Source organism: Pseudomonas salicis, assembly GCF_057128705.1.
In genome coordinates this window covers 1-12152 of sequence record NZ_JBSKHU010000006.1, presented here as the reverse complement: position 1 = coordinate 12152, position 12152 = coordinate 1, and the positions used below count along the sequence as shown (strand labels likewise).

Sequence of the window (12152 nt, the reverse complement as noted above, 5' to 3'; positions counted from 1 at the left end):
AGGCTCGAAAAAACAGAGAGAAGCGGGGAAGGCTACAGATTTGTCGCGGGGCTGTGTAGCGGTGCTGCAACGGAGCGAGGGCGCCGGATGGAGTAAGCTCCTCCCCAACTCAGCAAGAGCCTTGAACCATGCGAATTCAAACCTGCGCGCTGACACTGTTGCTCGCCCTGGCCTGCGCCCCTGTCTTCGCTTTCAGCGGCCCGAAACCCGGAGACGTCGTTGAGGTCAGCCTCGACCAACTGCACCCGACCCAAGCGGTGATCGGATTCGATCAGGTGTATTACCAGCTCGAACGTTTCGCCAAGGATCGCCAAAAGCTGTTCGACGAAATCTGCGAAAGCAACGGTCAGCACGAGGCCAAGGCGATCAACGCAAGCGCTGACCCGCTGAACCCCGAGAGCTACGCCTGCAAAGACGAGCCCAACGCCCACCCCAAAGACATGAAAACCGTGGTGGTCGGCCCCGAAGGGCGGTTTTATCTCACGGACGGTCACCACACGTTCAGCACACTGTGGGAGCAGCCCGGCGCGGGGCCGCAGATGAAGATGAAGGTGCGCATCACCGATGTGTTCAGCGACAGCCCTGACATGGCCGCTTTTTGGACGCGCATGCAGAAAGCGCACAAGGTTTGGCTCAAGGACGGCAACGGCCAGTCGATTTCCCCTGATCAACTGCCAGAACACCTCGGGTTGCAAGCGATGCACAACGACGTCCTGCGCAGCCTCGTCTATTTCGTGCGCGGCGCGGCGTACGACAAACCCAAGTCAGGCGGCGTCTCATCGGAGTTTCTGGAGTTTTATTGGGCAGACTGGCTGCGCCATCGTCTGGTCCTGGCGGATTACAACCTTAGTGAACGCAGCGGCTACCATCGAGCGTTGCAGGCGGCGAGCGAGTTAATGGTCAAGCCGCCCTTGAGCAAACCGATTGGCGAGGGCATGACAGCCAAGCAGTTGGGCGGCTTCAAGTCGGTCAAACGCAAGGTGCTGACCAAAACCGCGGATGAAAAGCTGCCGTACGTGATCGATTACAAGGCTGGTCACTGATTTCAGAGCGGATGCATGACCACTGTGGGATCAATGTGCGGCTAAAGCAGGTTCAGTCAGAAGACGCCCAAGGGCAATAACACCCCACCGCCATGGTGTGCGTGGCATTCACCGGTCGATCTGCCTTGAGCGCCTGAAGGATCGGCTCGATGAAGCTGTTCTGCGCATTGCAGACCAGCCCTTCGCTGTACGGCCCGAAATACGCAAGGTTGCCCTGCCGGTCCCAAATCGCCACAGCCGGACTGGACGTGATTCGTTCAGCCCCCGGCAAATCATTCAAAGGTTTGATCGCGCTCAGCGTCGAGGGCAAGATTCCGTGGGTACCTGGCTTCTGCACGGCATAGAAATCCACGCCGCCTTCGCCGGAGAAGCGCTCGACCAATTCGCTCAGATGTTCTTGATTACCCACGTTGCAGGGGCAGGCCGGGTCCCAGAAATGCACGACCCGAATACGCCCCGGCCCTGCAATCGCCGCAGGCAGGCTAAGCTTGTCTCCTGCGAACAGTGCCGTTTGATCACTGAACGCTCGGACGTATCGACCCTCAAACCAGCTGTAGCCCAGCCACAAGGCTGCCACACAGCCCAAGGCGATCAGCGCGAGGAACAGCGTGCGGCGACGAACGAGCGGATGAGCAGTCATGAGGTGGCTTCGATGTGGGTGACGTAGCTTGCCACGCCTGTGAGGACGGAAGAAACTCGCAGGCATGCGTCACTGTGAATTCCTATTGCCTGATGTGGATTGCCGATGCCCAACACGTTCGACCCCGATCACCTGCGCGCTGGCCTGCAACCGTTGAGCGCAAAGCTGGCGCTCACGGAAGAGGAGCTTGCCTACCAGCGCTTCTACAGCCTGGTAGGGCTGGGGCGTGACGGCTTGGTCAACAGCCGTCTCGGACGTTTCGAGATCGGCGGTTACGAGATCGTCACCCAGCTCTGGACCCCCGAGTCTCCCGTGGCAACGCTGGTGCTGGTGCACGGTTTCTACGACCACATGGGCCTGTATCGACACGTTATTGAATGGGCCCTGGAGCTTGGCTTTGCGGTGATTTCCTGCGATTTGCCGGGCCATGGGTTGTCCAGTGGGACACGGGCAAGCATTACCGATTTTTCGGAATATCAGGTGGTGCTCGACCGGTTGTTCGTCGAGGCTGAAATCCTGCAACTGCCCAAGCCGTGGCACCTGTGCGGACAGAGTACGGGCGGGGCCATCGTCATCGACCATTTGCTCAATCATGGCGACGACAGCCCGATTCAGGGGCAGTCGATTCTGCTGGCGCCGCTGGTGCGTCCTCGCGGCTGGACCTGGTCCAAGGTCAGCTATTACCTGCTGCGGGCGTTCGTCAAAGGCATCGACCGGCGTTTCAGCGAGAACTCCAATGCCCCTGCATTTTTGCCCTTTCTGATGGCCGATCCCTTGCAGCCTCGACGCTTGCCAACAGTATGGGTGGGAGCATTGGCCAAGTGGATCGAACGCATCGAAAACGCCCCCCGCAGCAACCGCAGCCCATTGATCGTTCAGGGCGAGTCCGACATGACCGTGGACTGGAGCCACAACCTAGCGGTGCTCAACGACAAGTTCGACCACCCGCAAATCTTCATGCTGCACGAAGCACGACACCACCTGGCCAATGAGCTGCCGGAATTGAGAGCACAGTTTTTCGGGTTTTTGACGCAGCGGATGGGGTGAGGAAGAGGGCCGCGACCCGCGGTCAATTCACGTTTTGCCCAACCGCCAACCCTGCACGAATCGCCGCCAGCGCTGCCTGGTAGTAAGCCTTGCCCTCGTTCGATTCCGCGAAGGTCGAGAACTCGTCCAGTTCATCGTCAGACAGGTCGCGGTACACGTACAGCAGGGTGTTGCTCATGTCGTTGGCGATTTGCGCCATGAGCCGCTGGCGTTGGCCTTCGAGCATGCCTTGTGTCGAGCCGCCGCCCATCAAGCCCGGAATCATCGAACTCAGGCTATCAGCGGCCACGCCCGCAATCGCCAGACTCACTTCCGCGCCCGCTTCCTTGGCGGGGAGGGCGCTGGACAAGTGGCCGATGATCAGCATGCGGTTATCGCTGGCCTGCATCTTCGGCAAGCCCTGAGCGTTCTTGGCGAGTTGATCAGGGCGGGTGGCGGTCAACTCGGCGTTGACGATCTTGCGACCCAACGGCGACTGAAAAAACTGCAACGCGGGGTTCGGGTCCTGCAAGGTCTGGCGCAGCTTCTGCTCGGCGCGCTGGTCCATGGCCTGTGGCGCGAACCGTTGGTTGCTATTGCTGACAAGGGCGTCGTACACCGCAGGCGGCAGGCTGTTTTTGTAGCGCTGTTGTGCGGCTTTCAGGGCGTCGTTGAAATGCGCGCGCTGTTCCGGCCAGCCGGCGACCTTGTACAGCTGGTCGTGGCCGTCTGCCCAAACGGGCATGGTGCAGAACATCAACAGCAGGAAAAACAGACGGCGCATTAGAGACTCCTGTCGGCAGGCCGCTATTCTCGGCGGGGCGGCGGGGATTTGTCGAGTTAACAAGTTGCCAGACCCCAAGAAAATCCGTGGGTTCGGCGATCTTTCGGATAAAGCGGATGCAAGTTTTTACCGACCTGAAAATATTCTGTGGCTGGCAGACCGCGGGCTCTGTTGGATTGTTCGGCGTGTGGATACTATGCGCGGCATGCACATATCCCCTGATGATCCCCTGCTGATGAAAATCGTCGATGACCTGGCCGAACATGGCTGGTCGCAGCAGGACGTCTTTTTGCCCGAAGCGCTGACCCGCGAGCTGGCGCTTGAGTGCCGCAAACGCGCGGCCGAAGGCGAGCTGGCTCCGGCGGCGGTGGGGCGTGGTCCTGCACAGGAGGTTCGAGAGGGGATTCGCGGCGATCACATTCAGTGGCTGGAAGCGGGGCAGGCCGAACCGTGCGACCGGTATCTGGAAGTGATGGATCAGTTGCGCCTGGCGCTCAATCGCGGTTTGTTCCTGGGGCTGGAGGATTTCGAGGGCCATTTCGCTTTTTACCCGCCGGGCGCGTTTTATCGCAGGCACGTCGACCGCTTTCGGGACGACGACAAGCGCATGGTCTCGGCGGTGATTTACCTGAACGACCCTTCCTGGCAGCCCGAAGATGGCGGCCAGCTGCGCATGTTCTTGAAGGATGGCAACGAGCGGGATGTCCAGCCTGCGGGCGGCTCGTTGGTGTTGTTTCTGTCAGGCGACATGCCCCACGAAGTCCTGCCCGCCCGGCGTGATCGACTGTCGCTGACCGGCTGGTTCCGGCGCCGGGGCAATGAGCCGTTTGAGCTGTAGGGCGTCCTGCTCAGTGATGGATAAACACGCTCCCCCTGTAGGAGCGAATTCATTCGCGAGAGGCCGTTACATTCGATGAAAATGTGTCGTTTGTAAAACCGCATCGCGAATGAATTCGCTCCCACAGGATCGAGCGTTAATCGTGCCTGTGAGAAGCATCCAACATGAAATCTTCTACACACAGCCACTCTCCCCGCGCCCTCTGCCGCTGTTCGGACTAAGGTAAACGCCGTGCCAGAGCGTTTGTCCGCAGACCTTGAACCGAGTCCCGGCTGACAGGTCCGACGTTGAGCGCTTTATAAAAAGTAGAAACGGGAGAGCTTCATGAAAACCTTATTCGCAAGAACTGCCCTCGCAGGCCTGCTGCTGGGCTCGACATTCATGGTTCAGGCGGCCGACGTGCCACGCACTCCTTCGCCGGCCGGGGCTGAGGTTTACATCATCTCGCCCAAGGACGGCGCCGTGGTCAACGGTACGTTCAAAGTCCAGTTTGGTCTGAAGGGCATGGGCGTAGCGCCAGCGGGCGTTGACGTACCGGAGACCGGGCACCATCACCTGCTGATCGACGTGAAAGACCAGCCCGACATGAATGCGCCGCTGCCGACCACCGACAACATCCGCCACTTCGGCAAAGGCCAGACCGAAACCGAACTGAACCTCACGCCGGGTCAGCACACCTTGCAATTGTTGGTCGGTGACAAAAACCACGTGCCGGTCAGTCCGGTGGTTGAATCGCAGAAGATCACGATTACTGTGAAATAACCTCGTACCCCTGTAGGAGTGCGCTTGCTCGCGAAAGCGTTCTGTCATCCCCATTAATGTTGCATGACATACCGCTATCGCGAGCAAGCTCACTCCTACCTGTCAGTGGTGCCTCTACAGGTCCGATTGGCAGCCATAAAAAAGGAGACCCGAAGGTCTCCTTTTTTCATTCCAGCGCGCCCCTTAGAACAGCACGCGGCTGCGGATGGTGCCTTTGACGTGTTGCAGCTTCTCTTGCGCCAGGTCCGAGTACTCGGCGTCGACGTCGATGACCACGTAACCGACTTTCTCGTTGGTCTGCAGGAACTGACCGGAGATGTTGATGCCGTTTTCCGCGAACACCTTGTTGATCTCCATGAGCACACCCGGAATGTTTTCGTGGATGTGCAGCAGGCGGTGCTTGCCAGGGTGAGCCGGCAGGGCCACTTCGGGGAAGTTGACCGAGGACACCGACGTACCGTTGTCGCTGTACTTGACCAGCTTCTCGGCCACTTCCAGACCAATGTTGGCCTGGGCTTCGGCGGTCGAGCCACCGATGTGCGGGGTCAGGATCACGTTGTCCAGGCCACGCAGCGGGCTTTCGAAGATGTCGTCGTTGGAGCGTGGCTCGACCGGGAACACGTCGATGGCGGCGCCGATCAGGTGCTGATCCTTGATCGCACTGGCCAGCGCGTCGAGATCGACCACGGTGCCACGCGCAGCGTTGATCAGGATCGCGCCCTTCTTCATGGCACGGATTTCTTTCTCGCCAATCATCATCTGAGTGGATGGCAGCTCAGGCACGTGCAGCGACACGATGTCCGCCATGCCCAGCAGCTCGGTCAGGCTGGCCACCTGATTCGCGTTGCCCAGTGGCAGCTTGGTCAGTGGGTCGTAGAAGAACACCTGCATCCCCAGGCTCTCGGCCAGAACCGACAGCTGAGTACCGATCGAGCCGTAGCCGATGATGCCCAGTTTCTTGCCACGGATTTCGAACGAGTTCGCCGCGCTCTTGATCCAGCCACCGCGATGGCAGGAAGCGTTTTTCTCAGGGATGCCGCGCAACAACAGGATCGCCTCTGCCAGCACCAACTCGGCCACGGAACGGGTGTTGGAGTACGGGGCGTTGAACACGGCGATACCGCGCTCGCGGGCCGCGTCCAGGTCGACCTGGTTGGTGCCGATGCAGAAGCAGCCCACCGCGACCAGTTTCTTGGCGCTGTCGAAGAGTTCTTCGGTCAGTTGGGTGCGGGAGCGAATACCGATGAAGTGAGCGTCGGCAATCTTTTCCTTCAGCTCGGCTTCCGGCAGCGACTTGGTGTGGTATTCGATGCTGGTGTAACCGGCGGCCTTGAGGACGTCGACTGCGGATTGGTGGACGCCTTCGAGAAGAAGGAACTTGATCTTGCTCTTGTCGAGGGAAGTCTTGCTCATCTGCGTAAACCTGTGTCCCGGAGAAAATGGCAGGGAATTGGACAGCGCAAGCTGGCCTCACGGCGCAACGGCGCCTTCGCAGGTCGGCCTCAGGCACGTCTCTGCGGGGGCGGTATGCTAGCATATGTGCCCCGCTAAATACCCGTTCCTGCGACGTGAGCCGTTCTCAGGATCACCATGAATCGTTCGAGAGTTCCTTGATGACACAGTCTGCGTTGATAGAAGAACTTAAGTCCCTGGTCGAGCCCGGAAAAGTGCTCACCGATGCCGATTCTCTCGAAGCCTATGGCAAGGACTGGACCCGGCAATTCGCCCCGGCGCCCAGCGCCATCGTGTTCCCCAAGACCACCGAACAGGTCCAGGCCATCGTCCGTTGGGCCAACGCGCACAGGTTTGCGCTGGTGCCGTCGGGTGGTCGTACCGGGTTGTCGGCCGCTGCCGTGGCAATGAACGGCGAGGTGGTCGTTTCCTTCGACTACATGAATCAGATTCTCGAATTCAATGCCACCGACCGCACCGTGCGTTGCCAGCCGGGCCTGGTCACCAAGCAATTGCAGAACTTCGCCGAAGAGAACGGCCTTTATTACCCGGTGGATTTCGCGTCGTCGGGTTCCAGTCAGATCGGCGGCAACATCAACACCAACGCCGGCGGGATCAAGGTCATCCGTTACGGCATGACCCGCAACTGGGTCGCGGGCCTGAAAGTCGTGACGGGCAAGGGCGACATCCTTGAACTGAACAAAGACTTGCTCAAGAACGCCACCGGCTACGACTTGCGTCAGCTGTTCATCGGCTCGGAAGGTACGCTGGGTTTTGTCGTCGAAGCGACGATGCGCCTGGACCGCGAGCCAAAAAACCTGACCTGCATGGTGCTGGGCACGCCGGATTTCGATTCGATCATGCCCGTGCTGCACGCCTTCCACGGCAAGCTGGATCTGACTGCGTTCGAGTTCTTTTCTGACAAGGGCCTGGCCCATATTCTGGCCCGAGGCGACGTGCCCGAGCCGTTCGAAACAAAGACGCCGTTCTACGCCTTGCTGGAATTCGAAGCGAGCAACGAAGAGATCGCCAGTCAGGCACTGGCGACCTTTGAGCATTGTGTGGAGCAGGGCTGGGTCATCGACGGCGTGATGAGTCAGAGCAAGCAGCAGCTGCAAAATCTGTGGAAATTGCGCGAATACCTGTCGGAAACCATCTCCCATTACACGCCGTACAAGAACGACATCTCGGTCACGGTCTCGAAGGTGCCGGCGTTCCTGAATGAAATCGACGCCATCGTCAGTACGCACTACCCTGATTTCGAGGTCGTCTGGTACGGCCACATCGGCGACGGCAATTTGCACCTGAACATCCTCAAACCGGGCGATCTGCCCAAAGAGGAGTTCTTCGCCCGGTGCGCGACGGTGAACAAGAAGGTGTTCGAGACCGTCGAGAAGTACAACGGCTCGATCTCTGCCGAGCATGGGGTCGGGCTGGTCAAGCGCGATTACCTCGAATACAGCCGCTCGCCCGTGGAAATCGAGTACATGAAAGCGGTGAAAGCCGTGTTCGACCCGAACGGCATCATGAACCCTGGCAAAATCTTCGCGCAGTAAGCGACGATTGACTGAATAGACGCTGTATTAAAGGAACGCTCATGAGCTATCAGCACAAATACCTCGACGGCACCAAGGTTCACTTCCCGCTGGGCAAAGTGGTGTGCATCGGCCGCAACTACGCCGAACACGCCAAGGAACTGGATAACCCGGTGCCGACTGAGCCGCTGCTGTTCATCAAGCCAGGCAGCTGCGTGGTCGAGATCGAAGGCGGTTTCAGCATCCCTCAGGATCGGGGCTCGGTGCATTACGAAGCCGAAATCGTGGTTTTGATCGGCAAGCCGCTGAGCAAGAACCCGAGCCGCGAAGAAGTGCTGGATGCCATTTCCGGTTTTGCACCGGGGCTGGACCTGACCCTGCGTGACGTGCAGTCCAAGCTGAAAGAAAAAGGCCTGCCGTGGGAAATCGCCAAGTCGTTCGACGGCGCGGCGGTGATCGCCCCATTCGTCTCGGCAGACGTCTACCCTGACCTCGCCGACATCGCCATCCGCCTGACCGTTAACGGCGAAGTGCGACAGGACGGCAACAGCAGCCAGATGCTCAACCCCATCGTGCCGATGATTCAGCACATGGCGTCGCAGTTCTCGCTGCAAGCGGGCGACCTGATCATGACCGGCACGCCAGCCGGTGTCGGGCCGTTCAACGTGGGCGATCAGATCGTCCTCGAACTGCCGGGTCAGAGCCGTTTCGAAAGCGACGTGCGCTGATACCCGACAGGCTCGGCCAACAGGCCGCTTGTGACCCCGCAAGCGGCCTTTTTTATAAGCGCGGGAAATGTCCAGATTGCCGTTTTTTTCACAGCCTATCTGGATAATCCTCCGCCGACCGCAGCGTCACATCGCTGTGCCCATGGATTTTTCTTCAGGATCGTTTCAATGGCTGTTACTGATCAATCGCTGAGCACTCCCGCGCGTCGACGTTTCTCCTGGTTCTGGTTGCTGATCGCCCTGGTGGCGATTCTGGTGGGGCTGTCCTACGCCTGGCACTGGGATGATCGCGGCCTGCTGTGGCTGCGCGAACAGACCGCTTCCGCCGCTGAGCAAAATGCGAGCATCTGGCTGCCTGACTATCACGCTGTCATCGATGGCAAACCCTTGGCAGGGCTGGAAAAGGACGAGGCGTCTGATCTTTCCTATGACGCGTCCAGCAAAACCTTGTACTCGGTCATGGGCAAAAACGCCTTTCTGGCCGAGCTGAGCCTGACCGGGGATGTGCTGCGAAAGATTCCACTGGTGGGCTGGAGCAACCCCGAAGGCGTGGCTGTGCTGGGCAAAGGCCTGATCGCGATTGTCGACGAGCGCCAGCATCTGATGACCATGGTCACGGTGACGCCGGAGACCAAGACCCTGAACATCGCAGACTTCCCGAAATACGACCTGGGGCCTTCAGCCGATCAGAATAAAGCGTTCGAAGGGGTGGCCTGGGACCCGCGTAATCAGCAGATCATGCTCGGCGAAGAGCGCCCGCCTGCTTTGTTCAGCTGGAAATCCGACGGCAGTGCTGTGTTGAAGGGCGACAAGCAGAAGCGCGAGAACGACAACCTGATCGTCCGCAACCTGTCGGCGCTGTACGCCGATCAGAAAACCGGGCACCTGTTGGTGCTGTCTGCCGAGTCCCACTTGCTGTTGGAGCTGGACGAGAAGGGCAACAAGGTCAGCTTCATAGCGCTGGTGAGAGGCCTCAACGGCCTGGCCCACACCATCCCTCGCGCTGAGGGTGTTGCGATGGACGAAAACGGCACGATTTACATGGTCAGCGAACCGAACCTGTTTTATTCCTTCAAGAAGCAGTAGTCAGACAGGTGCGGCACACATCTGTAGGAGCGAATTCATTCGCGAAAGGCCGGTACATCCGACCTATCTCGATCGGATACACCGGCCAATCGCGAATAGATTCGCTCCTACAGGCCATCAAACCGTCAAGGCGTCCGTTTTTCAGTCTGGTTTCAGGCTACCGTGATATTAAAGCGGCCCCGTCTGAATCCGAGCGTCATCCATGCGTCGTCTGTCCCCTCTCAAAACCGTCCTGTTGACGTTGCTGGTCGTTATGGCGCTGGCGATCACCTGGCGCGCTGTTGGCGAGTACCGGGTCATCGAGCGAATTGGGTTCAACTGGCAGGTCTTCTGGCAGTCAAGCGATGCGCAAGCGCTGGGGTTGGACGATTACGAAGTGGTGATTGAGGCACGAGCGATTGAAGGGCTGGCGGATAACGTTTCGGCCCTGAGCTTCGATCCTGATCGCAAAACCCTGTTCACCGTCACCAACAAAGACCCTGAACTGGTAGAGCTAAGCCTGGAAGGCCACATCCTCAGGCGAATTCCGCTGACGGGTTTTGGCGATGCCGAGGCGGTGGAGTACATCAGCCCCGGCATCTACGTCATCAGCGATGAATACCAACAGCGTCTGATCAAGGTCCACGTGGACGACGACACCCTGTTTCTCGATTCTGCCGACGCCGAGCAACTGACGTTGGGTATGGGTGCCGGGGGCAACAGCGGTTTCGAAGGGCTGGCTTATGACAACAGGGGCAAGCGCCTGTTTGTCGCCAAGGAGCGCAAGCCCGTGCAGATCCTCGAAGTGCGCGGTTTTCCCAACCTTGATGCGAGCGCGCCAAGCCCCTTGGAAGTGACCTCTAGCACACGCCGGGACGCGGGGCTGTTTGTCCGTGACCTCTCCAGCCTGCAATTTGATGAGCGTAGCGGCCACTTGTTGGCGCTCTCCGATGAGTCGCGGCAGATTCTGGAGCTGGATACCGAAGGCCGGCCGGTGGGCAATGTCTCGTTGAGCAAAGGCAGCATGGGCCTGAGCAAGAGCGTGCCGCAGGCGGAGGGGATCGCGATGGGGGATGATGAGACGCTGTATCTGGTGAGCGAGCCGAATCTGTTTTATGTGTTCAAAAAGTCGTGATCCAACAGGTGCCCAGTCACGCTGTTAAGCCTGTGAGAGCGAATTCGCGTCAGGCTCACACATCGCGATGCAGACGAACTCCTGTGGGAGCGAATTTATTCGCGAATGGCGCGTAGCCGACACATGTCTATCGGTTGTACCGCTGTCTCGTCGGATTGCCGCCCAGAATAAATTCGCTCCCACAGGTTCGGCGTTTCAACCCGACCGGTGGTTACGAATGAAGCGTGATTACCGGGTCAGGGTTTTCACGCCTTCCTGAGTGCCCAACAGCAGCAAGTCCGCCGAACGCGCCGCGAACAGGCCGTTGGTGACCACGCCAACGATGGCGTTGATCTGTGCTTCCAGCTCCACCGGATTGGTGATGTTCATGTTGTGCACGTCGAGAATGATGTTGCCGTTGTCGGTCAACACGCCTTCGCGATACACCGGGTCGCCGCCCAGTTTCACCAATTGGCGCGCAACGTGACTACGGGCCATCGGGATGACTTCCACAGGCAGCGGGAACGCGCCCAGCACCGGCACCAGCTTGCTGCCGTCGGCGATGCAAATGAAGGTTTTCGCCACGGCCGCCACGATCTTCTCGCGGGTCAGGGCTGCGCCGCCGCCTTTGATCAGGTTCAAGTGCTCGTCGCTTTCATCGGCGCCGTCGATGTAAAACTCCAGATCGCTGACCGTGTTCAGCTCATACACCGGGATGCCGTGGCCTTTCAGGCGTGCAGCGGTGGCTTCGGAGCTGGCGACCGCGCCGTCGAACGCGCCTTTGTGCTGCGCCAGCGCGTCGATGAAGCAGTTGGCGGTGGAGCCAGTGCCGACGCCCACGATGCTTTTGTCGTCGAGTTTCGGAAGGATGAAGTCGACGGCGGCCTGTGCAACGGCCTGTTTGAGTTGATCCTGGGTCATGCGGGGCTCCACGGGGGCCAAAGGACACAAAAAGGGCGGGCATTATAGCGACATGCTGTCGGTAAAGCCTGACTCTTGGTGTGGTCGTGCGTCGGGTCGCGGGGTAGACTTCCGGCTCTTGCCCCTTTCGCCAGTGATGCTTTCCGATGCTCGAACAGTACGTGAAGAAAATCCTCACCTCCCGCGTCTACGACGTCGCCATCGAAACCCCGCTACACGGCGCTCGACAGCTGTCCGAACGGCT

13 protein-coding genes are annotated in these 12152 nt (G+C 59.3%); 9 read left to right on the top strand and 4 right to left on the bottom strand.

Going from position 1 to position 12152, the window contains the following annotated elements:
* Window positions 1-128: 128 nt before the first annotated feature.
* Complete coding sequence (locus tag ACWKWE_RS21450) at window positions 129-1043, top strand: ParB/Srx family N-terminal domain-containing protein (RefSeq protein WP_483851643.1); 915 nt, start codon at window positions 129-131, stop codon at window positions 1041-1043.
* Between the two features lie 52 nt (window positions 1044-1095).
* On the opposite strand, the gene ACWKWE_RS21445 is transcribed toward ACWKWE_RS21450, so the two are convergent.
* Window positions 1096-1683, bottom strand: coding sequence for a DUF6436 domain-containing protein (locus ACWKWE_RS21445; RefSeq protein WP_483851642.1), 588 nt, complete (start codon window positions 1681-1683; stop codon window positions 1096-1098).
* A 105-nt stretch (window positions 1684-1788) separates the two neighbouring features.
* On the opposite strand from ACWKWE_RS21445, the gene bipL reads away from it, so the two are divergent.
* Complete coding sequence (bipL, locus tag ACWKWE_RS21440; RefSeq protein ID WP_483851641.1) at window positions 1789-2730, top strand: phospholipase BipL; 942 nt, start codon at window positions 1789-1791, stop codon at window positions 2728-2730.
* Between the two features lie 22 nt (window positions 2731-2752).
* Here bipL and ACWKWE_RS21435 read toward each other — a convergent pair whose 3' ends face one another.
* Entirely contained in the window at window positions 2753-3493 is a 741-nt protein-coding gene (locus ACWKWE_RS21435) for a DUF2059 domain-containing protein (RefSeq protein WP_401146099.1), read from the bottom strand.
* A 196-nt stretch (window positions 3494-3689) separates the two neighbouring features.
* Between ACWKWE_RS21435 and ACWKWE_RS21430 the strand changes: the two genes are divergently transcribed.
* Together ACWKWE_RS21430 and ACWKWE_RS21425 are read left to right on the top strand one after the other, a co-directional pair.
* The gene (locus ACWKWE_RS21430) at window positions 3690-4331 is read left to right on the top strand and encodes a 2OG-Fe(II) oxygenase (protein ID WP_483851897.1); all 642 of its coding nucleotides are present in this window, start codon (window positions 3690-3692) and stop codon (window positions 4329-4331) included.
* A 381-nt stretch (window positions 4332-4712) separates the two neighbouring features.
* Window positions 4713-5093, top strand: coding sequence for a DUF4399 domain-containing protein (locus ACWKWE_RS21425; RefSeq protein WP_371928485.1), 381 nt, complete (start codon window positions 4713-4715; stop codon window positions 5091-5093).
* Between the two features lie 183 nt (window positions 5094-5276).
* Here the strand turns inward: ACWKWE_RS21425 and serA are convergent, their stop codons facing one another.
* Entirely contained in the window at window positions 5277-6506 is a 1230-nt protein-coding gene (serA, locus tag ACWKWE_RS21420) for a phosphoglycerate dehydrogenase (protein WP_483851640.1), read from the bottom strand.
* Window positions 6507-6706: 200 nt separating this feature from the next.
* Here serA and ACWKWE_RS21415 point away from each other — a divergent pair, with 200 nt between their 5' ends.
* The 4 genes from ACWKWE_RS21415 (at window position 6707) to ACWKWE_RS21400 (ending at window position 11008) form a co-directional block, all read left to right on the top strand.
* Entirely contained in the window at window positions 6707-8101 is a 1395-nt protein-coding gene (locus ACWKWE_RS21415) for an FAD-binding oxidoreductase (protein ID WP_483851639.1), read from the top strand.
* 41 nt (window positions 8102-8142) lie between these two features.
* Window positions 8143-8808 (top strand): fumarylacetoacetate hydrolase family protein, encoded by a 666-nt coding sequence (locus ACWKWE_RS21410; protein ID WP_341960574.1) that lies wholly within the window; start codon window positions 8143-8145, stop codon window positions 8806-8808.
* A gap of 168 nt (window positions 8809-8976) precedes the next feature.
* Window positions 8977-9894, top strand: coding sequence for an SdiA-regulated domain-containing protein (locus tag ACWKWE_RS21405; RefSeq protein WP_483851638.1), 918 nt, complete (start codon window positions 8977-8979; stop codon window positions 9892-9894).
* Window positions 9895-10096: 202 nt separating this feature from the next.
* Window positions 10097-11008, top strand: a complete 912-nt coding sequence (locus ACWKWE_RS21400; RefSeq protein ID WP_166594263.1) for an SdiA-regulated domain-containing protein — start codon at window positions 10097-10099, stop codon at window positions 11006-11008.
* A gap of 228 nt (window positions 11009-11236) precedes the next feature.
* Here ACWKWE_RS21400 and rpiA read toward each other — a convergent pair whose 3' ends face one another.
* On the bottom strand, window positions 11237-11908 hold the full coding sequence (gene rpiA, locus ACWKWE_RS21395) for a ribose-5-phosphate isomerase RpiA (RefSeq protein ID WP_341960569.1): 672 nt from the start codon (window positions 11906-11908) through the stop codon (window positions 11237-11239).
* Window positions 11909-12054: 146 nt separating this feature from the next.
* Here rpiA and ACWKWE_RS21390 point away from each other — a divergent pair.
* On the top strand, window positions 12055-12152 hold a 98-nt coding region (locus ACWKWE_RS21390; protein WP_330735569.1), incomplete at its 3' end, for a hypothetical protein.

Bases quoted from the DNA above. Each gene is read 5' to 3' on its own strand.
- ACWKWE_RS21450 (WP_483851643.1), top strand. From the start codon at position 129: ATGCGAATTCAAACCTGCGCGCTGACACTGTTGCTCGCCCTGGCCTGC.
- ACWKWE_RS21445 (WP_483851642.1), bottom strand. From the start codon at position 1,683: ATGACTGCTCATCCGCTCGTTCGTCGCCGCACGCTGTTCCTCGCGCTG.
- bipL (WP_483851641.1), top strand. From the start codon at position 1,789: ATGCCCAACACGTTCGACCCCGATCACCTGCGCGCTGGCCTGCAACCG.
- ACWKWE_RS21435 (WP_401146099.1), bottom strand. From the start codon at position 3,493: ATGCGCCGTCTGTTTTTCCTGCTGTTGATGTTCTGCACCATGCCCGTT.
- ACWKWE_RS21430 (WP_483851897.1), top strand. From the start codon at position 3,690: ATGCGCGGCATGCACATATCCCCTGATGATCCCCTGCTGATGAAAATC.
- ACWKWE_RS21425 (WP_371928485.1), top strand. From the start codon at position 4,713: ATGGTTCAGGCGGCCGACGTGCCACGCACTCCTTCGCCGGCCGGGGCT.
- serA (WP_483851640.1), bottom strand. From the start codon at position 6,506: ATGAGCAAGACTTCCCTCGACAAGAGCAAGATCAAGTTCCTTCTTCTC.
- ACWKWE_RS21415 (WP_483851639.1), top strand. From the start codon at position 6,707: ATGACACAGTCTGCGTTGATAGAAGAACTTAAGTCCCTGGTCGAGCCC.
- ACWKWE_RS21410 (WP_341960574.1), top strand. From the start codon at position 8,143: ATGAGCTATCAGCACAAATACCTCGACGGCACCAAGGTTCACTTCCCG.
- ACWKWE_RS21405 (WP_483851638.1), top strand. From the start codon at position 8,977: ATGGCTGTTACTGATCAATCGCTGAGCACTCCCGCGCGTCGACGTTTC.
- ACWKWE_RS21400 (WP_166594263.1), top strand. From the start codon at position 10,097: ATGCGTCGTCTGTCCCCTCTCAAAACCGTCCTGTTGACGTTGCTGGTC.
- rpiA (WP_341960569.1), bottom strand. From the start codon at position 11,908: ATGACCCAGGATCAACTCAAACAGGCCGTTGCACAGGCCGCCGTCGAC.